This window comes from Micromonospora sp. WMMD967 (assembly GCF_029626165.1).
Lineage (GTDB): Bacteria > Actinomycetota > Actinomycetes > Mycobacteriales > Micromonosporaceae > Micromonospora > Micromonospora taraxaci.
Window position 1 is genome coordinate 412,788 of sequence record NZ_JARUBK010000001.1, and the last position, 26,881, is coordinate 439,668.

The window sequence follows — 26,881 nt, forward strand, 5'->3', positions numbered from 1 at the left end:
CCACCCCGCCTGCCGAAGATGGAACGATGCCGGAACCACTGGACGCCGCCCTGACCGAGGTCCGGGCGCTGCTACTCGACCCCGCGCTGACCCGGGCGGTCGCCGCCGGACGACGCCGTGGGCACCGCCCCTCGATGGTTCGGGCCGAGCTGCGGCCGGTGACGCTCAAGGCCGGGCCCCGCATCCAGATCGCCACGTCGGACGGCTCTCGCCCGTACACCCGCAACGTCGCTCCCGGCGCGGAGGCCGCCGTCGCGGTCGACGAACTGTTGGCCGAGCCCTTCGGCAACTGGCACGTGGAGACGGCCGACGCGACGCTCCAACTGCGGGTGACCAAGTCCGGCGAGGCTCAGGTGCACCGGGCCTCGACCACCCGTGCGGCGGCGAAGCCGAGCGGGAACGACCGGGCCAAGGAGTACCTCCTCGATCCCGGTGACCCGATCTTCACCGAGATCGGCGGCTCGGCGGCCAAACGCCGTCAGGTGGACGCGTTCCTGCGGGCCCTCGCCGCGACCCTGCCCGACGACCTGACCGGCCCGCTCCGGGTCGTCGACCTGGGCTGCGGCAACGCCTACCTGACGTTCGCCGCGTACCGCTACCTGACCGGTCGAGGGTTGGACGTGCACCTGGTCGGTGTGGACGTCCGCGAAGACCAGCGGCAGCGCAACACCGAGTTGGCGCAACGGTTGGGCTGGGCCGATCAGGTCAGCTTCGTGGCCGGCACCATCGCCGACGCCGTCGTCGACCCCGCGCCCGACCTGGTGCTGGCACTGCACGCCTGCGACACCGCCACCGACGAGGCGTTGGCCCGCGCGGTGCGCTGGGACGCCCGTTGGGTGCTGGCCGCCCCGTGCTGCCACCACGATCTGGCCAAGCAGCTCCGCGCCCACCCGGCCCCGTCCCCGTACGAGCTGCTGACCCGGCAGGGCATCCTGCGCGAGCGTTTCGCCGACGTGCTCACCGACGCGCTGCGCGCCGGGTTGCTGCGCGTGCACGGGTACCGGGCCGAGGTGGTGGAGTTCGTGGACTCCCAGCACACGCCGCGCAACCTGCTGATCCGTGCGCGCCGCACCGGCGGCGCGCCGACCGACGCACAGCGTGCGGAGTACCGCGAGCTGGTCGACCAGTGGCAGGTTACGCCTCGCCTGGAGACCCTGCTCTCCGGCGACGACTAACGGCGGCGGTCGCTACGGTCGCGGGTGCCGCCGTCGAGGACGGACACCCGGTCGATGCCGGGCCGGTGGCCGGCGCGATCCCCGTCTACCGGGGCGGTCGGGAAGGGAACGACCTTGCCTGCGCTCTCGGCGTTGCCGGCCGCGGCGAAGGCGTTCCAGGAGATATCCACCAGCAGCTTCTTGACCTCGGCGTGCCGGACGGCCGCACTGTGCTGCAACGCCATCCGGGCGCCCAGCACGACACCGACCAGCGTCGTGGTGATCGCGCCGGTGGCGGCCAACACGTGCAGACCGGTCGCGGAACTGGTGCGGAGCACCAGGACCAGCAGCCAGATCCAGAACCCGGCAGCGAAGACGCCGGCCTTGGCGACGAAGAAGAGGCTCACCGCACCGGGCTGGTACGGCTGGGGGCGGCTCGGGTCGACCATGGTGCTCCTCGGCGATGGTGCGGTCGGACGCGGCAGGCGCAAGACGCCAGGCCGGGACGGGCACCGAGCTTAGTGGAACAACGATGATGATCGCTCGGTGCAATTTTCGGGTCGCACCATGCTGCCGGAGAAAAAGTCTCATCCACGGGACAGTTTGTGCGGTCAGTCAATTGTTTCCGCCCTCGGGCGTACTACCCTCGGAAGCGCATCGTCCCGGTGCTCCGGCAGGAGGGAAAGACACACAGGGATGGCATCAGCCGACGTATCACCGCAGATGGCCTTCGCCCGCTTCGTCCGGCGCGCCATCGATGACGCTCGCGACGAACGTGGCTGGACCGTGACCGATCTTGCCTCACACACGGGCGTTGGCCGCTCCACCGTGTTCCGCTGGCTCGCGGGTGACTGGCAGGACTATCCCGAACTGGCGAAGGTACGCGGCTTCTGCGCCGCACTGGATCTGCCGGTCGCGGCAGCCTTCCGTGCGCTCGGGCTGCCCGACGCCGGCCCCACACCGCGCCGACGCCACGATGACGGCCCCGTCGAGGCGGACGTCCGCGCCATCCTGGACCGGCTGGCCGATCCCACGGTCCCCGCCGAGGAGAAGCACCACATCCGCGACCTGCTCCGCTACCTGGCCCGACGCCCCATCCGCCGCGCCGGCTAGCGCCCCGCGCCCCGCGCCCCGCGCCCCGCGCCCCGCGCCCCGCGCCCCGCGCCCCGCGCCCCGCGCCCCGCGCCCCGCGCCCAAGATCCTCACAACATCGGGGATGTTGCTGCCTCCGACACGCAGGACACAGCAATATCCCCGATGTTGCGCGGATCTCCCGCCGGAGAGGGCTCGCGAGCCCAAAAGCAGAACGTCAGCGCCGACCGACACCGGCTCTCAACCCGGAACGGGCCGGGCCGACCCGTTCCGAGCATCGATCATGAAGTTATGGCGCCGACACGCCGTGGAGAGTGGCGATAACTTCATGATCAACGGGGCGAGCGGGGTGGCGCAGGGGGCGGGTGGGGCCTTAGGGGACGGTGAGGGTGAACTCCGCCGTGTGGACGGTGGGGCCTACCTGGAAGTCGAGATAGAGGCGGTAGCGGCCCGACCCCGGGGTGGTCAGCCAGAACTTGATCTGACCGTCGACGAGTTCCGGTTCCGGGTGTACGTGCAGGTAGCCGAGGTCACCCTCGCGCAGTGCCACCAGGTGCCCGTACGCCCCGAGGTAACGCTCCAGCTGGGCGGCTCCGCCCGCGCCGTCGACCCGGAAGGTCAGTGGCACTGTCGTCCCGGCCTGCGGAGTGCCCTGGTAGCCGACCGTGAACCCGTCCACCGTCGTCGAGGTGGCCGGTCCCGGCAGCGGGCGGGGCTGGTAGTCACCGGGCACCACCAGGTCCGCGCCGAGGGTCACCGCGGTCTGCGCGCCGTTGTCAGCGACGACGGTGAAGTCGGTGTACGCGCGCCAGACGCCGGGCTGCGCGAGTGTCAACGGCACCGACCAGGTGCCGTCGGCCGCCATGGTCGGGTGCAGGTGCTGGTAGCCGGTCAGGTCCCGTCGTACGACGATGAGGTGCATCGGCTTGTCGTGCACGACGGCGAAGCGGGTGACCGGCCGGCGCTGCACGTCGCGTACCTGGAAGCGGAGCTGACCGGGGCGACCGGCGGTGAAGTCGGTGGACAGCGGCACCAGGGTCAGCCCGGCCGAGCTGACCGCCAGGCCACCCGGCTCGGTCGGCGCGCCCTGGTCGGTGCCCGTGGCGGTGCCGTGGTTGTGCGGGCCGACGCCCGGTGGGTCGGTGTGTTCGGCGGCCAGCGAAGGGGGGCCGGTGGTGGTGCCGCCCTCGTTCAACCGGCCGAGGCCGAAACCGAGCAGGACCGCCAGCACCAGCCCGCCGACCACCAGCGCCAGCCGCAGTGTGGCCCGGTCCGGCGCGGCGGAGACCTCGTCAGGCGCCCGCACGGCGGAGACCTCGTCGGACACCGGCACGGCGGAGACCTCGTCAGGCACCGCCGACGCCCAGCACGTGAACCCCCTGGTGGAAGGCGGCGCGGGTGTCGGGCTGCTGGTCGGTCATGCCGCCCACGGTACCGCCGCGCCGGGCCGGCCTGGACCGACGCCCGGACGGCGTGGCGACCATCGCATTCGACGCCGCCGGGGAACTTCTGCACCGACCGGCACCGAACCGAGCCACCGACCGAGAACGGGCCACCCGACGACGGCGAGACCGACCGGCACCGAACCGAGCCACCGACCGGGAACGGGCCACCCGACGACGGCGAAACCGACCGGCACCGAGCGAGCCACCGACCGAGAACGGGTCACCCGGCGACGGCGAGGGCGAGCGGGAGCACGTCGGGTGCGCCGGCCCGGCGTAGCGCCCGAGCCACGAGCGTCATCGTCCAACCCGAGTCGATCAGGTCGTCGACGAGGAGCACCGGGCCGTCCAGGCCGGCCAGTGCGTCGGCCAGATCGGTCGGCACGGTGAAGGTGTCGTGCAGCGCGCGTACCCGTTGGGCGCTGTTGCCGCGCGGCCCGCCGGGACCACCCGCACCGACCGGCGTGACCTGGCCGAGGAGCGGCAGCCGACCCACGGCGGAGATCCGCTCGGCGAGCGACCCGACCAGCCGGGGCCGCCGCCGGGAGCCGACCGCGACCACGGCCACCGGTCGGCGGGGCCACGGGTCGTCGCCGTGCGCCCACGCCTTCAGCACCTCCACCACGGCGCCGGCCACGTCGTCGGGCACCGGAGCGTCGGGCGCCTCCGGGCCGACGAGATCCCGCAGCCGGCCACCCCAGCCCAGGTCGGAGAGACGCCCGACCGCGCGGCCCGGCAGGGCCTGCTCCGCGGGGGCGATCCGGCCCTTGAGGGGTACGCCCACCGCGTCGAGCCCGGTCGGCCAGAGCTTCTTGGGGGCGATCTCCACACCGGGCCGGCCCAGGAAGGTCTGCGCGGCGGCGAGAGCTGCCGTCGACACGTCGGCGACGAAGAGGGGCTCGGCGCACCTGTCGCAGCGACCGCAGTCGGCAGCCCCGGTGTCGTCCAGGCGTTCCCGTAGATACCGCATCCGGCAGTCGGACGTGGTCGCGTACTCCCGCATGGCCTGTTGTTCGACGGTGCGTGCCTCGGCGACGCGGCGCAACCGGGCCTCGTCATAGGTCCAGGGCTCGCCGGTGGCGAGCCAGCCACCGCGCACCCGGCGGACCGCGCCGTCCACGTCGAGAACCTTGAGCATCAGCTCCAACCGGGCTCGGCGCAGGTCGACGAGGGGTTCGAGGGCCTGGGTGGAAAGCGGGCGGTCGGTGTGCAGGGCGGCCAGCACGGCCCGGACCTGCTGCTCCGGCGGGAACGCCAACGAGGCGAAGTATCGCCAGATCGCGGCGTCCTCCGCACCGGGCAGCAGCAGGACCTCGGCGTGCTCCACGGCGCGACCGGCGCGGCCGACCTGCTGGTAGTACGCGATCGGCGACGGTGGCGCGCCGAGGTGGACGACGAAGCCCAGGTCAGGCTTGTCGAAACCCATGCCGAGCGCGCTGGTGGCGACCAGTGCCTTGATCTTGTTGTCGAGCAGGTCCTGTTCGGCTGCCCGCCGGTCGGCGTCCTCGACCTGCCCGGTGTACGAGGACACCGGGTAACCCCGGGAGCGCAGGAACTCGGCGGTCTCCCCCGCCGCCGCCACGGTCAGCGTGTAGACGATCCCCGAGCCGGGCAGCTGGTCCAGGTGGTCGGCGAGCCAGGCCAGCCGGTGCGCAGGGCTGGGCAGGTCGAGCACCCCGAGGCGCAGCGACTCGCGGTCCAGGGTGCCGCGCAGGACGAGCGCGTCGCCCAACTGCTCGGCCACGTCCTGGGTGACCCGGGAGTTGGCGGTGGCGGTGGTGGCCAGCACCGGCGTGCGCTCCGGCAGCTCGGCGAGGAACGTGCGCAGCCGCCGGTAGTCGGGGCGGAAGTCGTGCCCCCAGTCGGAGACGCAGTGCGCCTCGTCGACCACCAGCAGCCCGGTGGTAGCGGCCAGCTTCGGCAACACGCCGTCACGGAAGTCCGGATTGTTGAGCCGTTCCGGGCTGATCAGCAGCACGTCCACGGCCCCGGTCTGGATCTCGGCGGTGATCTCGTCCCACTCGTCGAGGTTCGCCGAGTTGATCGTGCGGGCCCGGATGCCGGCCCGGGCCGCCGCCTCGACCTGGTTACGCATCAACGCCAGCAGCGGCGAGACGATCACCGTGGGGCCGTGCTCCCCGCCGTCCCGCAGCAGGGCGGTCGCCACGAAGTAGACAGCCGACTTGCCCCAACCGGTGCGCTGCACACAGAGCACCCGCCGCCGGTCGACGACGAGCGCCTCGATGGCCCGCCACTGGTCCTCGCGCAGCCGAGCGTGGTCACCGGCCAGCCGGCGCAGCACCGCCTCGGCCCGCTCCCGTACCGCTGCCCGCTCTGCTGTCTGCACCCGACATGTCTACCAGCCGTCGCCGGCGAACTCCCACGGTCAACGGGGCCCGAAGCGCTCCGTTGACCGCGGGGGGCCGCCGCCCAATCCCCGTTGATCAAGAGGTTTGCGTCATCGTTCGGCCGGATCCTGACGCAAACCTCTTGATCAACAAGGTCGGAGTCAGGGGCGGGGGCCTGGGCGGAGGGATCTGGTCAGGTGGGCTACGCGGGGGGCCAGGCCCGCCAGGCCGCCGGGGAAGAAGTAGACGGCCAGGATGAAGACCGTCCCCAGGACGAACAGCGGCTGGCTCAACGGGTGACTGAGGACAGCCGGCAGGCTGTCGACGGCATCGCTGGCGCCGAAGGCGGTGAGCCGGTGGTCCAGGTACATGTAGAGGACACCGCCGAGCACCGGCCCCCACCGGGTGCCCGGCCCGCCGAGCACCACCATGACCAGCAGCGACAGGGTCAGCTCGGAGGACGTGATGTGCGGCGACGCGCCGCCGACGATCAGGACGTAGACCACCCCGCCCGCCGACGCCAACCCACCGGCCAGGGTGAACGCGACCAGCTTGTAGCGGTACGGGTCCAGCCCGAGCACGCCGATCCGGCGTTCGTCGTCACGCAGACCGGCGAGCACCCGACCGGTCGGCGACCCGCTGACGCGGTGCACCACGAAGACCACGAGCGTCAGGTACGCCAGTGCCAGCCAGTACAGGTTGACGGTGTTGGTCACCCCGACCAGTCCGGCGGGCAGCCCGGACACGTCCAGCGGCAGGCCCTCCTCACCGCCGGTGAGCCCACCGAAGTCGCGGGCCACCAGGATCGCCCCGACCTGCGCGAAGGCCAGCGTGACCATGGCGAACGCGATGCCCACGGTCCGCAGCGCCACCGCACCGAGCAGCGCGGCGAGGATCGTGCCGCCGGTGACGGTCAGCAGGGCTGCCTGCCACAGCGGCAGGCCGGCCCGGGTGACGAGGATGTCGGTGCCGTAGACGCCGGCGGCGAAGTACAGCGCGTGCCCGAAGGAGAGCATCCCGGTCCGGCCGAAGAGCAGGTCGTAACCCGCCGCCAGCCCGCCGAAGATCAGGCAGATGGCGAGCAGTTGCAGCGTTCCGGGCGAGTTGACCGGCCCCTCGAAGATCCCCGGCAGGGAGAGCGTCGAGTACGGCAGGATCGCCAGCACGACGAGCGCGACGAGCGGCAGGAACGGGCGGACCCGGTGCCACCGCCCCCGCTGCGGGGTCAGTTCGTCCGGCACCTGCGCGGGAGGCGCGTCGATCACCGTCATGCCGTTGCCACCTTTCCGGCGATGCCCTGCGGGCGCAGCAGCAGCACCACGGCCAGCAGCCCGACCACGCAGATGTCGCCCAGCCCGGACGTGCCGTAGTAGTTGACGAACTGCTGCACCAGCCCGACCACGACCGCCGCGTACGCGGAGCCGACCACCGAGCCCATCCCACCGATCACCACCACGATGAACGCGAAGATCAGCAGTGAGCTGCCCTGACCGGGCGAGACGGTGCCGAAGTAGACGCCGCCCAGCGCGCCGGCGAGCGCGGCAGCCGCCCCGCCGATCGCGAAGACCAACGTGAACGCCTTGCGCACGTCGATGCCGAGCGCGGTCACCATCTCCCGGTTCTCCACCCCGGCCCGGATCACCAGGCCGTACCGGGTCCAGCGCAGGAACGCCAGGATCGCGCCGAGCACCAGCACCGCCGCGATGATCAGCAGCAGGCCGCCGTTCGGCACCTGCGCGCCGAGGATCCCGGTCACCTGCCGCGTCCAGTCGGGGCGCGGGAACGGACGGGCGTCCGCACCCCAGGTGGCCTGCAACAGCGCCACCCCGGCCAGCGACAGGCCGACGGTGACCAGCACCTGTTCGATGGTGCGGGAGTAGAGCGGACGGATCAGCACCAGCTCGACCAGGATCGCCACCAGCGTGCCGGCGGCCACCCCGAACGCGACAGCCAACACGAAGCCGAACCCGTCGGGGCCCGCGCCCGGCAGGTTGCCCGCCGCCCACCAGGTGCCGTACGCGCCGACGCCGAGGAACAGCCCGTGCGCGAAGTTGAGCACGTCGGCCAGGCCGAAGACCAGGGACAGGCCGGAGGCGACGAGGAAGTACAGCGCCGCCAGGCCGAGCCCGGTCAACGCCAGGAGAATGACGGTCCCCATTAGTGCTTCACCTCCGCCGAGCCGACACCCAACAGCGACTTGGTCAACGCCGTCTCCAACAGCAACTCGTGGGCGTCACCGGTCCAGGCCACCTTGCCGGCGGCCAGCACCACCGCGTCCCGGGCCAGCCGGCGTACGACAGCCAGGTTCTGCTCGACGAGCAGCACGGGCACCGACTCCGCCACCCGTTCCAGCACCTCCGCCACCTCGGTCACCACCTTCGGCGCCAGCCCCTTGGTCGGCTCGTCGACCAGCAACAGCCGGTTGTCGTTGAGCAGCACCCGACCGATCGCGAGCATCTGCTGTTGGCCGCCGGAGAGCGAGCCGGCCCGTTGCCGTCCGCGCCGGTCCAGCTCCGGGAAGAGCGCGAAGACCTTGTCGTACGCCGGGCTGGTGCCACGCCGTTCGGCGAGCCGGAGGTTCTCGGCGACGGTGAGGCCGGCGAACACGTCCCGGTCCTCCGGCACGTAACCGAGCCCACCGCGGACCAGCCGGTGGGTGGGCTGGCTCAGCAGGCTCTGCGCGCCCATCCGGATGGTGCCGTGGACCTCCCCGGCGGGCGGCGTGAGGCCGAGGATCGCACGCAACGTCGTGGTCTTGCCGACACCGTTGCGGCCCAGCAGGACCGTCACGCCGGTCGGGGCGACGGTGAAGGACACGCCCTGGAGGATGTGCAGTCCGGAGATCCGGACCGACAGGTCCTCGACACTGAGAACGGGTTCCAGCTGAGCCGCTTCCGTTCGCGACTGCGGGGCTCGCAAACCCGGCTCACTCCTCGCGCTCACAGCGCTGCCTCCGTTCGCGACTGCGGGGCTCGCAAACCCGGCTCACTCCTCGCGCTCACAGCGACTCCCCCAGGTAGGCCTCTTGCACCGTGGGGTTGGCCATCACCGTCTCCGGGGTGTCGCAGGCCAGCAGCGCGCCGTGGTGCATGACGGCGATCCGGTCGGCCAGCTCCAGGATGACGTCCATGTGGTGCTCGACCATCAGCACCGCCCGGCCGCTGTCGCCGGTCAGGGACTTGATGACGGCGACCAGTTCCGGGATGTCCTCGGCGCTGACCCCGGCCATCGGTTCGTCCAGCAGCATCACCCGGGGTTCACCGGCGAGCAGCAGGGCGATCTCCAACTTGCGCTTCTCGCCGTGGGCCAGGGTGCCGGCGAGTGCCGTACCCCGGTGGGCGAGGCCGACCCGGTCCAGCGCCGCGTCGGCGGCGGCGGCCACCTCCCGGTCGGCCGCCGCCCGCCGCCACAGTGCCATCGAGCCCCCGCGGTGCGCCTGAACGGCGAGCCGGACGTTCTCCCGCACGCTGAGCGAGCCGAAGACCGAGGACGCCTGGAAGGTACGGCCCAGCCCCAGGCGGGCACGCCGGTGCGGCGGAAGCGCACCGATGTCCTGCCCGTCCAGGGTGATCCGGCCCTCCGTGGCCCGACGCAGGCCGGTGATCAGGTTGAACAGTGAGGTCTTGCCGGCGCCGTTCGGCCCGATCACGCCCAGGAACTCCCCGGGCTCGAGGTCGAGGTAGACGCTGTCGACGATGGCGACCTCACCGATCCGCCAGGTCAGACCGCGGGTGGCGAGCATGGGTCAGCCCTTCATGGCCACGGCCGGTGGCGCGGTCTCGTCACCGGTGAGGCTCTTCTGCGCGGTGGCCGTGAACGCGGTGCCGCTGCCGGCCAGCTTGGCCTGGAACATCGGCTGGAGCAGCGCGTGGTCGGCGGCCCGGATGGTCATCTTGCCCTTGACCCCGTCGAAGCTCCAGCCCTCCAGAGCGGTGACCATCTTGTCGACGTCGTCCCCGCCCTCCTGGGCCGCCCGAACCACCATCTGGGCGGCGGCGAAGCCGTCCGGGTGGAACAGGTCGATGGTGTTGACCTTGGCCTTGAGCGCCTTGCTGGCCTCGGTGTCGCTGGCGCCGTCGAAGTAGTGCGACAGGAAGGAGATCTTGGTGCCGGCAGCCCCGAAGGTCGGCCACGAGGCGCGGATGTCCAAACCGGTGACCACGGTGGTGGACGCGAGCACACCCTGCTGGTCGAGGGTCTGCCACATGGCCGGGGCGGTGGTGCCGGCCCAGGCCACGAAGAGCAGGTCCGGCTTGGCGGTCTTGATCTGGCTGGCGAACGGGGTGAACTCGGTGGCGCTGGCCGGGGCCCGGACACTGCTCACGGTGGCGCCCGCCCCGCCGATGACGGCCTTGACGGCTGCCTCGTTGGCGTCGCCGAACGCGCCGTCCTGCGCGAAGACCACTACCTTCTTGCCGGTTGGGTCGCCGATGAAGGACTTGGCGGTCACCACGTCCTGGTAGGACTGGCGGCCGGAACGGAACGTGTACTTGTTCGCGCCGGTCACCGCATCGGTGGCGGCCGGTCCACTGATGAACAGGACCTTGTTCTGCGCCGCGATCGGCGCGACCTGCAACGCCACGCCGGAGGCGGTGGAACCGGCGATGATCTTCGTACCCTTGCCGATCAGGTCCTTCGCTGCGGAAACCGCCTTGGCCGGGTCACCCGCGTCGTCGACCTCGGTCAACTCGATCTTCCGGTCACCGACCTTGCCGGTGCCCTTGGTGGCGAAGTCGAGCCCCGCCTTGAAACCCTCGATGTACTGCTTGCCGTAACTGGCCAGGGCTCCCGACTGGGAGTACACCAGGCCGACCTTGACCGGGGCGGCACTGTCGCCGCCGCCGGTGGCGGTGTCCTGCGGGCTACCACAGGCCGTGGCGGCCAGCGCCGCGGCCATCATCGTGGCGGCGGAGAGGAACACCCGCCGCGTCGTCCGGACCGTCATTGCGACTCCACATGAGGACTCGGAGGGAGAGAACTTCTTCGTGACGGCTCACGCTAGAAGTGACGTCACCCACGAGCTATGTGGCAGAAACACACAAGTAACAGGAATGAGGTGGCCGGAGGTTACAACGGCCCGCACGGCCACCGGAGCGTCGTCGGTCCCGGTGGCCCGAACCCCCACGGACCGCACGTGGTGTGTGTCGTCTCGCGCCATCCGCCCCGGTTCGGTCAATCGATGATCGACTCCACATCGGCGAGGTCGTTCCATCCCGAACGCCGGACACCCCCACGTCACCGACCTGGAGTCGATCACGCCGCGCGGCCTGGCGGTTCGCGCCTCGGACGTGCCGCTGGCCCGCCATCCGGGTGGCGGACGACGGGCCAGCGTCTGGGCCGGGCGTGATCGGCCCAGCGATCGGTCGGAGCGGATCAGCTCCGGCCGAGGTCAGTTGTCGGCGAGGCCGGCGCGGGCGGCGACGGCGGTGTCCGGGTGGTCGCTGAAGACGCCGTCCAGGCCCAGGCCGAGGAAGAGCTCGTACTCGGCCGTGATGTCGCCACGAGCGTTGGGATCGGTGCCGATCCGGAAGTCCACGGGGAGGAACTGGTTCTCCGCGCGGAACGTCCAGGAGTGCACGAGCAGCCGCTCGCGGTGCGAGTCGCGCACGACGTTGGTGGGGGCGAGCAGGTTGCCGGCCGCGTCCCGGGGCACCAGCAGGTTCTTGTTCGCGCCGATGCCGTCGGCGTACCCGGCGATCCACTTCAACCCGGCCGGCGTGACGAGGTCCTGGTAGCTGCGGGTGTCACCGGCGACGGTGAAGTCGTACGGGCGGCCGGTGGCGTCGAGCAGCTGCACCAGCTTCACGTCGGTGAGCCGGCTCAGGCGACGCAGGTTCGCCGTCTCGAACGACTGGATGAAGACCGGCGAATTCTTGCGGTCCAGCTTGTTCTGCCGCAGCACCTTCAGCAGCGGCTCCTCCAACGGCTTGCCGATCGACGCGAAGTAGGTCGGGTGCTTGGTCTCCGGGTAGATACCGATGGTGCGGCCCCGTGCCCGCCCCTCGGTCCGGGCCAGGTCGATGACCTCCTGGAGGGTGGGCACCTCGAAACGGCCGTCGAAGGCGGTGTTCGCCACCCGGACCTGCGGCAGTCGTTCCTTGGCTCGCAGCGTCTTCAGCTCGGCCAGTGTGAAGTCCTCGGTGAACCAGCCGGTCACGGCGACACCGTCGATGACTTTGGTCGCCTTGCGGGCCGCGAACTCCGGGTGGGCCGACACGTCGGTGGTGCCGGAGATTTCGTTCTCGTGCCGGGCGACCAGGACGCCGTCGGACGTCGACACCAGGTCCGGTTCGATGTAGTCGGCACCCATCCGGATCGCCAGCCGGTACGCCTCCAGTGTGTGTTCCGGCCGGTAGCCGCTGGCACCTCGGTGACCGATCACGATCGGACGGTCGTTCGCCCGGGCGCGGTCCGCGCCGGTCGAGGGCTCGGCGGCGGCCATCGTGGGCACGGCGACCGCGGTGGCGGCGAGCAGCGCGCCGGCCACGCCGAGGGTCGAGAGGGTACGTCGCAACGCCGTCTCCTGTCATCGAAGGGTGTCGCGGACAGCAGACCGCCTGCGGTTGGCCGGGAGTTGGTCGACGACTGACCGGCAGGTGAATCTCCGGAATGGGCGTTCCCGCTCCGACATCGGTCCGGAAAAGGAAGATTGTCTGGTGCGCTGGTTCTTCCGCAACCCCGTGCGGCTGGTGCCGCTGGGGTTCCTGGTGCCGATCCTGCTGGGCACCGGGCTGTTGATGGCGCGCTGGGCAACAGTCGATCACCAACGTCCGCCGGTGGTCACCGCGTTGTTCACCGCCACCTCGGCGGTGTCGGTCACGGGAATGGCGATCAACGACACCCCCAACTACTGGTCCGGCCCGGGGCTGGTGGTGATCACCCTGCTCACCCAGCTCGGCGGTCTCGGCATCCTCACCGCCGCGGCGCTGGTCATCCTGGTGGTCTCACGCCAACTGGGCCTGCGCAACCGGCTGCTGGTGCAGGCCGAGACGGCGGAGTTCGGGATCGGCGACGTGGCCCGGCTGCTGCGTCGGATCGCGGTGACCGTCTTCGCCTGCGAGGCGGTGATGACCGCCGTGGTCGCCGGCCGGCTCTGGTGGGCGTACGACTACGGGCCGGGACGGGCTCTCTGGTCAGGGGGGTTCCACGCTGTCCAGGCGTTCAACAACTGCGGATTCGCGCTCTACAGCGACGGTCTGCTGGCCTTCGCCCGCGATCCGTGGGTGTCGCTGCCGCTGGCGTTCGGTGGGATCGTCGGCGGGCTCGGGTTTCCGGCCCTGTTCGAGGCGGTCCGTGAGTGGCGCAAGCCGGCGGGGTGGGTGGTGGCCACGAAGCTGACCATCTGGGGCAGCCTCGCCCTGCTGCTGCTGGGCTTCGCCGGTCTGCTCGCCGCCGAGTGGACCAACGCCAGCACCATCGGCTCGTACGACGCCGCCGGCAAAGTGCTCGCGTCGTTCACCCAGATCGCGTTGAGCCGCACCGGCGGTTACAGCGTGCTGAACATCGCCGACCTTCAGGAGGAGAGCTATCCGCTGCTGATCGTGCTGATGTTCATCGGCGGCGGCAGCGCCAGCACGGCCGGGGGCATCAAGGTGTCCACGTTCTTCCTGCTCGGGTTCACCATCTGGGCGGAACTGCGCGGCGAGCCGGACGTGACGGTCGGGCACCGCCGGGTGGCCACCGCGAGCCAGCGACAGGCCGTCACGGTCGCTCTGCTCAGCGTCGCGCTCGTCACGGCCGGAACCATGCTCCTGCTGCTGCTCACCGAAGGCGTGCGGTTCGTCGCGGCCCTGTTCGAGGTCACCTCCGTGTTCAGCACCACCGGGCTCACCGTCGGTCTCGCCGGCGAACTGCCGGCCAGCGGCCAACTCGTGCTCACCGTGCTGATGTTCATCGGCCGGGTCGGGCCGCTCACCCTGGGGTCGGCGATCGCCCTGAACACCCGACGCAGGCTCTACCGCTACCCCCAGGAGCAACCAATTGTCGGCTAGCAACGAGGAGGGTCGAGGTGTCCGCGAGACGATCTGACGGCGGCGGCATCGTGGTGATCGGGTTGGGTCGCTTCGGCTGCCACCTGGCCGCGGCGCTCAGCCGGATGGACCGCGAGGTGCTGGCTGTCGACCGCAACCCGGCCCAGGTACAGCGCTTTGCCGACCAGATCGACCGGGTGGTCCAAGCCGACTCGACCGAGGAGGGGGCGCTCCGTCAGCTCGGCGTCGCCAGTTTCACCCGCGCGGTGGTGGCCATCGGGGCGTCGGTGGAGGCGAGCGTCCTCACCGTGCTGGCGTTGGTCGAGTTGGGTGTGCCGCAGATCTGGGCGCGGGCCACCTCGCAGAAACACGCCAAGATCCTGTCGTCGGTGGGCGCGCACCACGTGATCTTCCCGGAGGCGGAGACCGGTGACCGGGTGGCGCACCTGATCGTCAGCCGGCTGCTGGACTTCGTCGAGTTCGACGACGACTTCGCGATCGCCACCGTCCGGGTTCCGGAGTCGTTCGTCGGGCGCACCCTGCTCGACCTGCGCCCGGACGAGCGTTCCGGCGTCCGGGTGATCGGCGCGAAGGTGCCCGGCGAGCGTTTCCGGTACGCCTCGGACGACACGACCCTCACGCAGGGCGGGGTGCTGATCGTGGAGGGCGGGATCGACCAGGTCCAACGGTTCGCGGAGCGACGCTGACCGTCACTTCTTCTTCGGCCCACCGTGCCCCTCAGGGGCCTTCACCCTTTTCCCGGACCACCCGGCCCCTTGGCATCGCCGGGCTTCGCCGGGCCCTTCGCGGCCTTCGGCGGCTTCGCCTTCTGGGCGGCACCACCCCCGGAACCGCTGGGGGTCGTCGCCTTCTTCGGCGGGGCCTTCGTGGTGGTGGCCGCCTTCGTCGCCGGTGCGGTGGACGGGACGCTGCCGGCCACCCCGGAGACGCGTACCCCGCAGGTCACGTCACCGAGCCGGAACTCCACCGGCAGCGGGTTGGCCCCGCTGTACGTGCCGGACAGGGTGACCTTCTCGGCGGCGCCGGGCGCCAGGGTGGTGCGCTGGGCCGCGGGTCGGATCAGCACCGTGCTCCCCTGCTGCTGCACCGACGTCGGCTCGGACTTCGTCACGGTCTGCTGGCCGGGGAACGTGAAGTTCATCGTCCAGTCCCGGAGTTCCTGCTTGCCGCTGTTGGTCACTGTCAGCTCGGCGGCGAAGTCCTTACCGGTGTCGGCCCGCAGCGCGTACGTCACGTCGCACGTCGGTGCCTGTGGCAGGCCCATCCGCGCCTCGGTGGTCGGCCGGTCGTCGCCGCTGGCCGGGCTGCGCGAGGTGAAGCCCCACATCGCGCCGGTGACAGCGATCAGGCCGACGGCGGCCACCCCGGCCTCGACCCGCCGGCGACGCCGGTCCATCCGCCGGCTCCGGTTGCGGGTGCGGGACAGCGGCAACGCGTCGGTCGCCGCGGACCAGGGCAGGATCGTGGTGCCCGCGTTGGCCAGCGCGGCCGGGTCCAGGTGCCCGGCGGCCGGCGAGACCGGCACCGCGGCGAGCATTCCGGCCGCCTCGGCGAGGGTCCGGGCCAGTTCGGCGGTGGCCGGGCGGTCACCGGGCTGCTTGGCCAGGCAGCGCCGCACCAGGTCGGTCACCTCGTCCGGCAGGCCGGGCACCGGTGGCATCGGGTCCGGGTCGTTGTACATGTGCGCGCGCAGCATCTGCGTGGTCGTGCTGGCCTGCCAGGGCAGCCGACCGGTGAGCATGCGGTAGAGCAGCAGACCGACGGCGTACACGTCGGTGGCCGGGGAGACCTGACCGTTGTCCAACCGCTCCGGGGCCAGGTAGGCGGGGGTGCCGAGCAGCGCGCCGTCCGGGCCCTTCTCGCTCTCCCCCACCAGCGCGGAGATGCCGAAGTCGACGACCTTCACACCGGTCGGCGTGAGCATCACGTTGCCCGGGGTGACGTCGCGGTGCACCACACCACGGGCGTGCGCGGTGGCCAGCGCCGAGCTGACCTCGGCGCCGATCGTCACCGCCTCACGCCACGGCAGGCTGACCTCCCGGCCCAACCGGTTGGCGAGTGAGGCTCCGTCGACCAGCTCCATCACCACGTACGGCACGGTCAGGCCGACCTGCTCGGACTCGCCGTAGTCGTACACGTTGGTGATGTTGGGGTGGCAGAGCCGCGCGGCGGCCTGCGCCTCCACCCGGATCCGGTGCCGGAAGGCCCGGTCGCTGGCCAGCCGCGAGGCCAGCACCTTCACCGCGACCTGGCGGCCCAACACCTCGTCGTAGCCACGCCAGACCACCGACATGCCGCCCGCGCCGAGTTGCTCGACGAGCCGGTACCGCTCATCGAGGAGTTGCGCGTTGTTCCGGTCCCCACCGCCCATGGTGGCCGTTGTTGCCCAGGCTGGACACACCTACACCTGAAGGATCGGAATCGGTCAGGAAAGTCACCCGATCAGGCGGTCGCCAACAGTTGGTCCACCGGGGCGTAGTCGTCGGTCAACACCAGCGCCGAGCCGATGAACTCCGTCAGCTCCGCGCCGGAGAGCAGGCTGACCTTGGGGTCCACCTGGCTCAGCCGGGCGCGGACGGCCTCCAGCGGCAGCGGCGCGTCCGAGCCGACGATGAGGAAGTTGGAGCCCTGCTGCTCGGCGAGTGCCTCCGGCGGCGCGATCAACGCGACGTGCCGGAACTCGGCCCCGACGGTGGCCAGCTCGGCGCGGATGAAGCGCAGTGGCGGGTAGTCGATGACGTTCTGCACGTACACGCCACCGGGGCGGGTCACCCGCCGGATCTCGGCCGCCATCTCCCGGGTGGCCAGGTGCCACGGCACCACCAGGTGGCCGAACGCGTCACCGACGACCAGGTCCCGGCTGTCCGTCGGCTCGCCGGCCACCAGCATCCGGGCGTCACCCACCACCGCCCGCAGCTCCGGCCCCGTGCGTACGCCCAGTTCCTGCCTGCCCAGCTCGACCAGGCCGCCGTCGATCTCGAACACGACGTTCTCGGTGCCCGGCCGGGTGGCGGTGAGGTAGCCCGGGACGGTGAAACCGCCGCCGCCCAGGTGCAGCGCGTCCAGTCGCTGCCCGGAGGGCGCGGCGACGTCGGCGACCGCGCCGATCCACTTCGTGTACGCGTACTCCAGGTGCTTCGGGTCGGCGAGGTCCACGTACGAGTGGTGGGCCGAGTTGAGCAGGAGTGTCCGGCCGGTGGGCCGGTTCGGGTCCGACTCGACGCGGGCGCAGTGGTACGCCGTCTCGATGTCGCACGGGTTCGGCGCGATCGTGGTCAGCCCTGCCCCGACCAGGCCGAGGACAGCCAACGCGGCCCTGGTCCGGGCCGGGCCGGGCAGTTCGGTGGGCTCCTGCCGGCGCAGGTACCAGCCGAGACCGATGCCGACCAGCCCGAGCGCGATCGCGAGGGTCAGCAGGATGACAGTGCTGCGCAGCGCGGCGACCAGCACGAAGCCGGTGAGCAGGGTGGCGGTGATGCCGCCCAGGGTGCCGATCCCGGAGAGTCGACCGACCACCTGGCCGGTGCGGCGCAGGTCGGCGAGTTGGAGCTTCACGACCAGCGGGGTGACGGCGGCCAGCAGGGCGGCCGGCACGAACACGGCCAGCGCCACCAGCAGCAGGATGCCGCTGGCCGCCCCGCCCCGCAGCACCTCACCGGCGTAGCGGACCACCGGCAGGGTGATCGCGGTGGCGATGCCGGCCAGCACCAGCGCCGGCGCCAGCAGGCCACGCGGGTTGCGCCGGTCGGCCAGCCACCCACCGGACCACGCCCCGTACGCGATGGCGGCCAGCGCGATGCCGATCACCGAGCTGGTCACCTGGAGGGTCACCCCGACGTACGGGCCGACCAGGCGCAGCGCGACGGTTTCCAGCACCAGCACGGCCCCGCTGGAGAAGAAGACCAGGAAGGCGGCCAGGCCGTTGGGCAACGCCCGGCCGGTGGCCGGAGCGGGCGAGGCCGGGGATGCCGGCGGGGCCGTTACGTCGGACGGTGGGGAGCTCATCGTCGCGATGGTACGCAGCGAAGCTGGCGCTTCGGGTCAGTACATCGAGAGATGAACATGGTTCGTGTGGGATGCGGCAGGGCTGCCGCTGCCGCTGTAGGAGCGCCACCCCGTGCCCGGATGCCAGATCTGCCGGTACCAGATCACGTAGAGCACCCCGAGGCGGTCGGCGTTGCGCACGTGCCAGGCGGCCAGGCTGTCCCCGTACGCCTTGTCGCCGCCGGTCGCGTTCTTGTCCTCGAAGCCGTTCGTGGCGGCCGAGAAGTCGCAGGCCCGCCCCTTGGGGTGCTCGCCACCACCGCCACTGCGCTTGCAGGAGACGTGCCGCTTGTAGCCGGCCGCCTGGGTCTGCTTCAGCGCGTTCAGGGTGCGCGGCGTGATGCAGCCGGACGTGGTCGGGTCCTTCACCGAACACGACTCCGACGGCCAGGACCCGTCCGAGTTACGCGGGGCCGGGGTCGCCGACGCGGAGCTGCCGCCGCTGAAACCGCTGCTGCTGCCGGAGCTGACCTCGGCGAGCGCCGCCTCGGCCTCCTTCTTCTTCTTCGCCATCACGGCGAGTTGTTTCTGCTGCTCGCGGACCTCGGCGTCGATGGCGATCTTGGCCTGCTGCGCCTGCTCTTTGGCCTCGACGAGGTCACGCAGCCGCTTGGCGTCGCGCTGGGCCATCAGGTCGAGGTCACTCACGCGTTCGAGGAACGCCTGCGGCGTGCTCGTGTTGAGCAGCATCGTCGCCGGGGTGAGTCGACCGACCCGGTACGACTGTGCGGCCACCTCGCCCACCTGGGCGGTCAGCCCGACCATCCGACCCTCGACAGTCGTCAGCTCGCCGGCCAGCGCCGTCTGGCGACGCTTGGAGTTGTCCAGTTTGGCCTTCGCCTCGATGTGGCCCTTGGCGGTCAGCTCCAGAGCGTCCTGGAGCTTCTTGCTGCCACCCTCGCCGGGCTCCGCGTACGCGGGCACGGCGGCACCGCCGAGCACCAACGCGACGGTGGCGAGCAGAGCGAACAGGGCGCGGCGGCCGAGCCGCGGGCGAAGCCTGGTCCTGGGCACGAAAGCGTCCTTCCGTCGACCGCCGGTGAACCAACTGCGGCGGCGTCCCCGCCGGCGCCGGTCGGCGGCCTGCTGGCGGAGACCGCCGGTCACGATACCGGACGACGGCCTGCTGACCAGCCCTCAGACCGCCGGGGTGCCCAGATGTCGACAGAGCGTTTCGGCGTCGTCGCGCAGGGCGCGGATCAGCCGTCGAGGAGGGCGTCGCGGACCTCGGCCCAGATCTGTTCGTTGGCGGCGACGAGCAGGCCGCGGTCGTCGTCGGCCGGGTGGTAGTCGACGCCGTCGAAACGGCGGGCGACGCCACCGGCGGCGCGGACCAGCAGGGTGCCCGGCGCATGGTCCCACGGCAGGGTGCGCCAGAAGAGGACGAACTGCTGCTCTCCGGTGAGGATGTCCAGGTACTCCCGGCCGGCGCAGTGTTGGCCGGGCAGCAGCTCACCGAGCTGCCGACCGCCGGCGCGGACCCGGTCCCTGGTCGCCGGCGGCAGGAACCGGGTCATCGCTGCCCCGCGCAGCTCGCCCAGCGGTGGGGTCGCTGTGGTGCGGTCCACCGGTCGACCGTTGAGCAGGGTGCCGTCGTCCGCCGAGCCGACGGCGAGGGTGTCGGCGAGCGGGTCGAGGATCCAGCCGGCGGCCGGTCGCCCGTCGGTCAGCAGCGACACCATGAGGGCGAACGGTCGGCGTCCCGCGGCGAAGTTGGCGGTGCCGTCGACGGGGTCGACCAACCAGACGTCCCCGCCGGAGCGCAGGTGCCGCAGCAGCCCCGGGTCGTCGGCGACGCCCTCCTCGCCGACCACCATCGAGCCCGGCCGGAGCCGACGCAGCCCCGCCGAGAGCAGTTCCTCGGCGCGACGGTCGGCGACGGTCACCACCTCACCGGGTGCCTTCTCCGACACGTCGTCGTCGTCGAGCTTGCGGAACAGCGGCAGCACGACCTGGTCGGCGGCCTCCCGCAGGAGGTCACCGACGTCGTCGAGCAGGGTGTCAGCCACGCGGCGGCAGCTTGACCACGCTGACGAAGAACTCGTCGATCTGGCGGACCACCGAGATGAAGCGCTCGAAGTCCACCGGCTTGGTCACGTAGGCGTTGGCGTGCAGCTGGTAGCTGCGCAGGATGTCCTCGTCGGCCTGGGAGGTGGTGAGCACCACGACCGGGATCCGACGCAGCTCCTGGTCCTTCTTGATCTCTTCGAGCACCTCCCGACCGTCGCGGCGGGGCAGGTTGAGGTCGAGCAGGATCAGGTCGGGCGGGACCGCGTCGGCGTACTGGCCCTCCCGCCGCAGGTAGGCGAGCGCCTCGGCGCCGTCGGAGACGACGGTCAGCCGGTTGCGCAGCTTGTGCTCCTCGAACGCCTCCTGGGTCATCAGCACGTCACCCGGGTCGTCCTCGACGAGCAGGACCTCGATCGGGCTCTTGCCATCCGCCGGCGCGGTCATCCCACCGTCTCCCTCATGTCACCCGTTCTACCGCTTCCCGACGGCTCGTCGGCCCGGTCCGGCCGGTCCGCTACGTCGGACTGCTCGGCCGGCGCTGCCGGAGCCTCGTCCGGGGGCGTCGTGTCGCCCGCCGGCAGAGCGGTCGGCTGGTCCGGCGACTCGACGGCGGCAGCCGCTTCCACGTCCGCCGGCAGCGCCGGCAGGGTGAAGCGAATCGCGGTGCCCTCCGGCACGTCGGTGTCCACCCAGACCCGGCCGCCGTGGTACTCGACGATCTTCTTGACGATGGCCAGCCCGATGCCGGTGCCCGGGTACGCGTCTTTCGAGTGCAGCCGCTGGAAGATCACGAAGATCTTGTCGGCGAACTCCGGCTCGATCCCGATGCCGTTGTCCTCGCAGCTGATCTCCCACTCGGCGCCCACCAGGCGGGCCGAGACGTGCACCCTGGGCGGTACGTCGGCGCGGCGGAACTTGATCGAGTTGCTGACCAGGTTGGCCAACAGGTTGGTGAGCAACGGTTCCTCACCCGAGATCACCGGCAGGTCGGTCCAGGTCAGCTCGGCGTCGGCGTACTGCCGGGCGGCCTCGGTCTGCCCGGCCACGTCGCCCATCACCTTGTTCAGGTCGACCTCGACGAAGCCGGTGGTGAGCCGGCCGATCCGGGAGAACGCGAGCAGGTCGTTGATCAGGCGCTGCATGCGCTGGGCGCCGTCCACCGCGAACGCGATGTACTGGTCGGCCCGCTCGTCCAGCTGCCCGGCGTAGCGGCGCTGGAGCAGCTGGCAGAAGCTGGCCACCTTGCGCAGCGGCTCCTGCAGGTCGTGCGAGGCCACGTACGCGAACTGCTCCAGGTCACGGTTGGACCGGGTCAGCTCCTCGGCCTGCTTCTGGAGTTGGCTGTTGACCCACTCGATGCGCTCGCGCGCGCCCCGCACCTCGGCCAGGTCGGCGGCGATCTTCTGGCGCATCGCGTCCACGTCGTCGCCGAGCCGGATGAATTCCGGAGGGCCGACGGTGGAGATGCGGTGCTGGTAGTCGCCCTCGGCGACCTCGCGGACCTGGTCGGCCAGGGCGGTCAGCGGACGGACCACCATCCGGTCCAGCGAGACCAGCAGCACCGCGCCGGCGACGACCACCACCAGGGCGGCGATGATCAGCAGGACGACCAGCACGTTACTGCTCGTCCGCACGTCGGTGGCGGCCTGCTCCCGGGCGGTCAGGATCTCCGCCTGGAGGTCGTTCACCGCGGCGCGCACCTGGTCGAACTGCTGGCGGGCCGCTTCGGTGATCAACGCCTGTCCAGCTCTGGTGCCGCTCTGCTCGGTGGTGCTGATCACCGGTTCCGCGACCGACTGCCGCCACTGCGAGCTGCGCTGCTCGACGGTCCGCAACTCCTGACCGATCTGCGGGTAGTCGTCGAGCAACTCCCGCATCGAGGTGACGACACTCGTCTCCTGGGCGAGCCCTTCCCGGTAGGGATTCAGGTCGGCCGGGTCACCGCTGACCGCGTACCCGCGGATCCCGGTCTCCTGGTCGAGCAACGCGTTGAGCAGTTCCTGCGACTGCACCCGCAACGGGCCGGTCTGGTTCAGGACGGCGTCGATCTGGGTGCGGTTGCGGGCCGCCACCGCCGCCTCCGCGGCGGCCAGACCGATCAGCAGCACACCCACGACGGTGAGCAGGGTGACGACCCGGCGGCGCAGACTCCAGCCGCCGACCACCGGCTTCACCGGCCACCTCCCCGGCTGACCAGCAGCATGGCCACGTCGTCGGCGAGCGGGCCGCCGTTGAGCCGCTCGGCCCTGCCGACCAGCCAGGCCGGCAGCTCGGTCAGCGACACCTCGCGGTTGGCCGGTTCGCCGAGCAGACCGCTCAGACCGGGCACGTCGAGGCGTTCGTTGCCCTCGCCCACCCGCCCCTCGATGAGGCCGTCGGTGTACATCAGCAGGGACCAGTCATCGGTGTCGAACTCCAGGTCGTAGGCGATCGGCCGGCGGGGTCGTACGCCCAGCAGCCGGCCACCGGGCGCGGGCACCGGGGCGACCCGGCCACCGGAGAGCAGCAGCGGCGGCGGGTGCCCGGCGAGTCGGACGGTGGCCCGGTTGGCGTCCAGGTCCAGCCTGGCGGTGGCCACTGTCGCGAAGATCTCCTGAAGGCGGCGTTCGCTCATCAGCACCTGCTCCAGCGCGGGCAGCACCTCGTCGTCCGGCACTCCGGCGAGCACCAGGGCCCGCCAGGCCACCCGCAGCTCGACGCCGAGCGCGGCCTCGTCCACCCCGTGCCCGCAGACATCGCCGACGATCAGGTCGAGGCGGTCCGGGCGGGTCTGCACCACGTCGAAGAAGTCCCCGCCGATCAGCGCGGCGTGCCGGCCCGGCCGGTAGAAGGTGTGCACCGCCACCTGGTCGGTCGTCATCAGCGGCTGTGGCAGCAGGCCGCGTTCGAGGCGGGCCGATTCGGCCTGGCGCAGCTCGACCTCGCGCAGCCGACGGGCGTTCACGTCGGCGCGCTTGCGCTCCACTGCGTAGCGCAGTGCCCGGGTCAGCAACACCCCGTCGACCTGGCCCTTGACCAGGTAGTCCTGCGCGCCCTCGGCGACCGCGACGACACCCAGGTGCTCGTCGGAACGGCCGGTCAGCACACAGACCGCGGCACCGCTGGACATCTCCAGCACCTGGCGCAGCCCGTCCAGCCCCTGCGCGTCGGGCAGGCCCAGGTCGAGCAGGACGCAGTCCACGTCGGTGATCCGCTGCCGCGCCTCGCTGAGACTGGTGGCGACCACCAGGTCGATCATCGAGTTGGTCTCGGCGAGCAGCTCACCGACCAGGAAGGCGTCACCCTCGTCGTCTTCCACCAGCAGCACCCGCAACCGCTCTCCCGGTGGCAGGTTGGCGTGCCTCGCCAGGCCGCCATGCGGGTACGACACGACAGGGGAACCGGTCAGACCGGGTCCCCGGGTCGGCCGGGTCACCGCCGCGAGGCGCGGGAGTTCGCTGGTGATGTCGGGCTCCTTCCGAGTGCCCTGCTGATCCTGTATTACACAACGGTCGCACACAACACGACGCCTCCGGCGCGGGCGGGGAGGGGGATGGACCGCGTCACTGCCCACCTGATGACAAACCGGGCGGCGGGTCGAGGTACGGCTTACCGGCCATCCCGTCGGCGGGCACCGACGGGCAGGATGGTGCCACCCCAGGCCCCACCACCCCCCGAGGAGTTTCCGTGGGCGCACCCACCACCCCGGCCACGACGGGCACACCGTCCCGCCCGACTCGGGGCGTACCCCCGGCCGACCGGGCGTTGACGCGACCTCGCCGGCGGCTGCTGGCCGCCGCCGCCGCGCTGGTCGCGCTGGCCGCCGTCGGCACCGGCAGCCTGCTCGACCTGCGCACCCCGGCGCCGAAGCCGGCAAACGCGCCGGCTGGTGAGTTCAGCGCGGGCCGGGCGTTCGAGGACGTCCAGGTGATCGCGGCCCGGACGCACGTCGCCGGCAGCCCGGCCAACGACCAGGTACGCGCGCACATCGAGCAGCGGTTGCGCGGGCTGGGCCTGGAGACCGAGGTGCAGGACACTGTGGCGCCGGAGGCCGGCCAGCTCAGCGGGGCGGCGGGCGGGGCGACCATGGCCCGGGTCCGCAACGTGGTGGCCCGGCTGCCCGGCACCGCGTCGACGGGCCGGATCTTCCTGGTCGCCCACTACGACTCGGTGCAGACCGGGCCGGGCGGCAACGACGACGCCGCCGGCACCTCGGCCATCCTGGAGGTGGCCCGCGCGCTCACCACCGGCCCCCGGCCCCGCAACGACATCGTCTTCGTGCTGACCGACGCCGAGGAGGCGTGCCTGTGCGGCGCGTCGGCGTTCGCCGCCAGTCACCCGCTGGCCGCCGACGGTGGTGTGGTGCTGAACCTGGAGGCCCGGGGGTCCACCGGGCCGGTGATCATGTTCGAGACGTCGACCAACAACGCGAAGCTGGTGGACGTCTTCGGCCGCGCCGCCCCGCACCCGGTCGGCACCTCGTTCGCCGTGGAGATCTACCGCGCGCTGCCCAACGACACCGACTTCACCGCGTTCCTCGACCAGAAGTTCGTCGGGCTGAACTCGGCGTACATCGACGGGGGTGCGATCTACCACACCCCGTTGGACACCCCGGCGGCCATGGACCGGGGCAGCCTCCAGCAGCACGGGGACAACGCGCTGGGAGTCGCCCGGGAGTTCGGCGCCGTCGACCTGACCGACCTGCGCTCCGGGCACGACGCCACCTACTTCCCGGTCCCCGGTGGTCTGGTCCGCTACCCGGGCTGGCTCACGCTTCCGCTCGCCCTGCTCGCGGTGGCGGCGGTGGTCGCGCTGGGCTGGCTGACCCGTCGGCAGGGTCGGGCCGGCACCGGCCGGCTGGCCGCCGGCTTCGGGCTGGCCCTGGTGCCGATCGTGGCCGCTCCGGTCGCCGCGCAACTGCTCTGGCTCGCGATCACCACGATCCGACCGGGGTACGCCGAACTGCTCGACCCGTACCGACCTGTCTGGTACCGCTTGGCCGTCCTGGCGCTGGCCGCCGCCATCCTGTTCACCTGGTACGCGCTGACCCGCCGTCGGATCGGCCCGGCCGCGCTCGCCGTCGGCGGGCTGGCCTGGCTGGCGCTGCTCGGCGTGCTGCTCGCCGTGGCGGTGCCCGGCGGGGCGTACCTCACCACACTGCCGGCACTGGCCGGCGCGCTCGGCGGGTTGGTCGCGCTGCGTACCCGTCAGACCGGGCCGTGGCCGGTGGTGGCGGTGACGGCCGCCGCGGCCGTCGGCGTGCTCATCCTGCTGCCGACGGTGGTGCTGCTCTTCCCGGCGCTGGGGATGGGCATGGGCGGGGTGGCCGCGCTGGTGGCGGTGCTGCTCGGCCTGACCGCCCTGCCGGTGGTCGACCTCCTGCACCCGCAGGCCGGTGGGCAGCGCGGGCTGCTGGCGCTGCGGGCCCGGCGGCTCGGTGTGCTGCCGGCCGGGGCCGCCGCCGTGGCGGCGCTGGTGCTCGCCGGGGTCGGGCTGGCCGTCGACCGCTTCGACGCCGCGCATCCCGCGCCCACCCACCTGATGTACGCGATGGACGCCGGCACCGGTCAGGCCCGTTGGCTCAGCCACGAGAGCGATCCGCAGCCGTGGACGGCCGGCTACGTGGACGGGATGGCCGACGTCGGCGACGACTTCCCCGGGCTCGGCGACGGTGAGCTGCGGGCCGGGCCGGCGCAGACGGCGAACCTGCCGGCGCCGAAGCTCGACGTGCTGGGCGACACCACCACCGCCGGCGGCGAACGCACGCTGCGGCTGCGGCTGACCCCGCAGCGGGTGGCCCGGCTCGCGACCCTGCACGTCGACACGTCGACCGCCACCGTGCTGCGGGCCGAGGTGGCCGGACGGTCGGTGCCGGTGGAACCCCGTGAGGGGAAGTGGGGCTTCGGGTTGGTCTTCCACGCCCCGCCGGCGGAGGGCATCGAGGTCACGCTGACGGTGCGGCCCACCGCCGCGCAGGTCGCGTTGCGGGCGATGGACGCGAGCGACGGGTTGGAGGCACTGCCCGGTTTCCGGGCCCGGCCGCCGGCCGTCGGCGTCGTCGGGTCGCACAGTTCGGAGATGTTGGCGGTCGCCCGCACCTATCCCATCTGACGGACACTGCGGTGGTCCGGCGTGGTGAATCGCCCGCCGGACCACCGACTATTCGGAGCCACCGAAACGCCGGTCTCCCTTTCCGGAATCGTTCAGTCGGAATGTGGTCAGTCCACTGGCTCGGGCTGACCGGCGCCGATACGGTGCCACCGATTTCCGTCGTGATCGGTGAAGGTGAGATCCACCAGAACGGTGTCGGCCGGGCGCAACCGGTGCTCCGCCGTAACGGTGACGAAGATGTCCTGCGTGTCGCGGCCAGGAATCCGGCGGACGTGTTTCGCGGCGGCCAGCTCGACGGACGCGCCGTCCGGGTCGTCCGGCGCGACGACCCGGGCCAGCACCGCCACGTCCAGCACCGGCGCGTCGCTCTCGTTTGCCACCGTGACCCGCAGAACCGACGTGCCGCGGATCTCGACCACCGCCGATACCAACCGCGCCTGGGCGGCCCGGATCCGCAGGTCGTCGCTGCGCCGGGCGCGGATCTCCCGCCGCAGTCCAAGGTAGACGAACAGCACACTGGCGATGGAGCCGACCGCACCGAACCAGTCCGGTACGGAACCCCAGTCGACCACGTCCTGGATTGGCGACCAGTTCATCAGTCCATCGTGGATGCCCCTGTCGAGTGCCACACACGGCGGATCGGCCGGATTCGACTGCGGAATGGGAATCGGGACACCGATTACGGTCATCCGTGTGGCCTAAACGGTGAG

The 26,881-nt window shown here is 71.7% G+C and carries 22 protein-coding genes; 5 read left to right on the plus strand and 17 right to left on the minus strand.

The features are described from left to right. Window positions 1-26 precede the first annotated feature (26 nt). Window positions 27-1,175: an SAM-dependent methyltransferase gene (locus O7631_RS01985; protein WP_278142743.1), complete on the plus strand. Its 1,149-nt coding sequence runs from the start codon at window positions 27-29 to the stop codon at window positions 1,173-1,175. Here O7631_RS01985 and O7631_RS01990 read toward each other — a convergent pair. Continuing rightward, window positions 1,172-1,603 (minus strand): hypothetical protein, encoded by a 432-nt coding sequence (locus tag O7631_RS01990; RefSeq protein WP_278142744.1) that lies wholly within the window; start codon window positions 1,601-1,603, stop codon window positions 1,172-1,174. The two genes, O7631_RS01985 and O7631_RS01990, sit on opposite strands and share 4 nt — an antisense overlap. Window positions 1,604-1,850: 247 nt before the next feature. Here O7631_RS01990 and O7631_RS01995 point away from each other — a divergent pair, with 247 nt between their 5' ends. Beyond that, a complete protein-coding gene (locus tag O7631_RS01995) occupies window positions 1,851-2,267 on the plus strand; it encodes a helix-turn-helix domain-containing protein (RefSeq protein ID WP_088987517.1) in 417 nt (138 codons plus the stop codon). Between the two features lie 352 nt (window positions 2,268-2,619). Here O7631_RS01995 and O7631_RS02000 read toward each other — a convergent pair whose 3' ends face one another. The 8 genes from O7631_RS02000 to O7631_RS02035 form a co-directional block, all read right to left on the minus strand. Continuing rightward, window positions 2,620-3,552 carry a hypothetical protein gene (locus tag O7631_RS02000; RefSeq protein WP_278147815.1) on the minus strand — a complete coding sequence of 311 codons (933 nt, stop codon included), beginning with the start codon at window positions 3,550-3,552 and terminating at the stop codon, window positions 2,620-2,622. Between the two features lie 359 nt (window positions 3,553-3,911). Then, the gene (locus tag O7631_RS02005; protein ID WP_278142745.1) at window positions 3,912-6,035 is read right to left on the minus strand and encodes a RecQ family ATP-dependent DNA helicase; all 2,124 of its coding nucleotides are present in this window, start codon (window positions 6,033-6,035) and stop codon (window positions 3,912-3,914) included. 162 nt (window positions 6,036-6,197) lie between these two features. Then, a complete protein-coding gene (locus O7631_RS02010) occupies window positions 6,198-7,307 on the minus strand; it encodes a branched-chain amino acid ABC transporter permease (protein ID WP_278142746.1) in 1,110 nt (369 codons plus the stop codon). Continuing rightward, the gene (locus O7631_RS02015; RefSeq protein WP_088987511.1) at window positions 7,304-8,194 is read right to left on the minus strand and encodes a branched-chain amino acid ABC transporter permease; all 891 of its coding nucleotides are present in this window, start codon (window positions 8,192-8,194) and stop codon (window positions 7,304-7,306) included. The genes O7631_RS02010 and O7631_RS02015 overlap by 4 nt, the downstream gene beginning before the upstream one ends. Continuing rightward, a complete protein-coding gene (locus O7631_RS02020; RefSeq protein ID WP_278142747.1) occupies window positions 8,194-8,955 on the minus strand; it encodes an ABC transporter ATP-binding protein in 762 nt (253 codons plus the stop codon). Before O7631_RS02020 ends, O7631_RS02015 begins: the two co-directional genes overlap by 1 nt. A 79-nt stretch (window positions 8,956-9,034) precedes the next feature. After that, window positions 9,035-9,778 (minus strand): ABC transporter ATP-binding protein, encoded by a 744-nt coding sequence (locus tag O7631_RS02025; RefSeq protein WP_145778829.1) that lies wholly within the window; start codon window positions 9,776-9,778, stop codon window positions 9,035-9,037. Between the two features lie 3 nt (window positions 9,779-9,781). Further along, a complete protein-coding gene (locus O7631_RS02030) occupies window positions 9,782-10,981 on the minus strand; it encodes a substrate-binding domain-containing protein (RefSeq protein ID WP_269682255.1) in 1,200 nt (399 codons plus the stop codon). Between the two features lie 444 nt (window positions 10,982-11,425). Next, window positions 11,426-12,550 (minus strand): glycerophosphodiester phosphodiesterase, encoded by a 1,125-nt coding sequence (locus O7631_RS02035; protein WP_278142748.1) that lies wholly within the window; start codon window positions 12,548-12,550, stop codon window positions 11,426-11,428. Between the two features lie 142 nt (window positions 12,551-12,692). Here O7631_RS02035 and O7631_RS02040 point away from each other — a divergent pair, with 142 nt between their 5' ends. Together O7631_RS02040 and O7631_RS02045 are read left to right on the plus strand one after the other, a co-directional pair. Beyond that, window positions 12,693-14,027, plus strand: a complete 1,335-nt coding sequence (locus O7631_RS02040) for a potassium transporter TrkG (protein WP_278142749.1) — start codon at window positions 12,693-12,695, stop codon at window positions 14,025-14,027. Between the two features lie 17 nt (window positions 14,028-14,044). Continuing rightward, entirely contained in the window at window positions 14,045-14,713 is a 669-nt protein-coding gene (locus O7631_RS02045; RefSeq protein WP_278142750.1) for a TrkA family potassium uptake protein, read from the plus strand. A gap of 41 nt (window positions 14,714-14,754) precedes the next feature. On the opposite strand, the gene O7631_RS02050 is transcribed toward O7631_RS02045, so the two are convergent. The 7 genes from O7631_RS02050 to O7631_RS02080 form a co-directional block, all read right to left on the minus strand. Beyond that, a complete protein-coding gene (locus O7631_RS02050; protein WP_278142751.1) occupies window positions 14,755-16,398 on the minus strand; it encodes a serine/threonine-protein kinase in 1,644 nt (547 codons plus the stop codon). A gap of 71 nt (window positions 16,399-16,469) precedes the next feature. Further along, window positions 16,470-18,032, minus strand: coding sequence for a fused MFS/spermidine synthase (locus tag O7631_RS02055; RefSeq protein ID WP_278142752.1), 1,563 nt, complete (start codon window positions 18,030-18,032; stop codon window positions 16,470-16,472). Between the two features lie 36 nt (window positions 18,033-18,068). Then, on the minus strand, window positions 18,069-19,043 hold the full coding sequence (locus O7631_RS02060) for a hypothetical protein (RefSeq protein WP_278147816.1): 975 nt from the start codon (window positions 19,041-19,043) through the stop codon (window positions 18,069-18,071). Between the two features lie 227 nt (window positions 19,044-19,270). Continuing rightward, window positions 19,271-20,080, minus strand: a complete 810-nt coding sequence (locus O7631_RS02065) for an inositol monophosphatase (protein WP_278142753.1) — start codon at window positions 20,078-20,080, stop codon at window positions 19,271-19,273. Continuing rightward, window positions 20,073-20,525, minus strand: a complete 453-nt coding sequence (locus O7631_RS02070) for a response regulator (protein ID WP_269682249.1) — start codon at window positions 20,523-20,525, stop codon at window positions 20,073-20,075. Before O7631_RS02070 ends, O7631_RS02065 begins: the two co-directional genes overlap by 8 nt. Continuing rightward, window positions 20,522-22,255 (minus strand): sensor histidine kinase, encoded by a 1,734-nt coding sequence (locus tag O7631_RS02075; RefSeq protein WP_278142754.1) that lies wholly within the window; start codon window positions 22,253-22,255, stop codon window positions 20,522-20,524. Before O7631_RS02075 ends, O7631_RS02070 begins: the two co-directional genes overlap by 4 nt. Continuing rightward, window positions 22,252-23,451: a fused response regulator/phosphatase gene (locus O7631_RS02080; RefSeq protein WP_145778819.1), complete on the minus strand. Its 1,200-nt coding sequence runs from the start codon at window positions 23,449-23,451 to the stop codon at window positions 22,252-22,254. The genes O7631_RS02075 and O7631_RS02080 overlap by 4 nt, the downstream gene beginning before the upstream one ends. A 296-nt stretch (window positions 23,452-23,747) precedes the next feature. Here O7631_RS02080 and O7631_RS02085 point away from each other — a divergent pair, with 296 nt between their 5' ends. Then, window positions 23,748-26,171, plus strand: a complete 2,424-nt coding sequence (locus O7631_RS02085) for a M28 family peptidase (protein ID WP_278142755.1) — start codon at window positions 23,748-23,750, stop codon at window positions 26,169-26,171. Between the two features lie 107 nt (window positions 26,172-26,278). Here O7631_RS02085 and O7631_RS02090 read toward each other — a convergent pair whose 3' ends face one another. Beyond that, a complete protein-coding gene (locus O7631_RS02090; RefSeq protein WP_278142756.1) occupies window positions 26,279-26,767 on the minus strand; it encodes a hypothetical protein in 489 nt (162 codons plus the stop codon). Window positions 26,768-26,881: the final 114 nt, after the last annotated feature.

Excerpts from the sequence above, each read along its gene's own strand:
- O7631_RS01985 (WP_278142743.1), top strand. The coding sequence starts at position 27 with ATGCCGGAACCACTGGACGCCGCCCTGACCGAGGTCCGGGCGCTGCTA.
- O7631_RS01990 (WP_278142744.1), bottom strand. The coding sequence starts at position 1,603 with ATGGTCGACCCGAGCCGCCCCCAGCCGTACCAGCCCGGTGCGGTGAGC.
- O7631_RS01995 (WP_088987517.1), top strand. The coding sequence starts at position 1,851 with ATGGCATCAGCCGACGTATCACCGCAGATGGCCTTCGCCCGCTTCGTC.
- O7631_RS02010 (WP_278142746.1), bottom strand. The coding sequence starts at position 7,307 with ATGACGGTGATCGACGCGCCTCCCGCGCAGGTGCCGGACGAACTGACC.
- O7631_RS02015 (WP_088987511.1), bottom strand. The coding sequence starts at position 8,194 with ATGGGGACCGTCATTCTCCTGGCGTTGACCGGGCTCGGCCTGGCGGCG.
- O7631_RS02025 (WP_145778829.1), bottom strand. The coding sequence starts at position 9,778 with ATGCTCGCCACCCGCGGTCTGACCTGGCGGATCGGTGAGGTCGCCATC.
- O7631_RS02030 (WP_269682255.1), bottom strand. The coding sequence starts at position 10,981 with ATGACGGTCCGGACGACGCGGCGGGTGTTCCTCTCCGCCGCCACGATG.
- O7631_RS02050 (WP_278142751.1), bottom strand. The coding sequence starts at position 16,398 with ATGGGCGGTGGGGACCGGAACAACGCGCAACTCCTCGATGAGCGGTAC.
- O7631_RS02055 (WP_278142752.1), bottom strand. The coding sequence starts at position 18,032 with ATGAGCTCCCCACCGTCCGACGTAACGGCCCCGCCGGCATCCCCGGCC.
- O7631_RS02070 (WP_269682249.1), bottom strand. The coding sequence starts at position 20,525 with ATGACCGCGCCGGCGGATGGCAAGAGCCCGATCGAGGTCCTGCTCGTC.
- O7631_RS02090 (WP_278142756.1), bottom strand. The coding sequence starts at position 26,767 with ATGAACTGGTCGCCAATCCAGGACGTGGTCGACTGGGGTTCCGTACCG.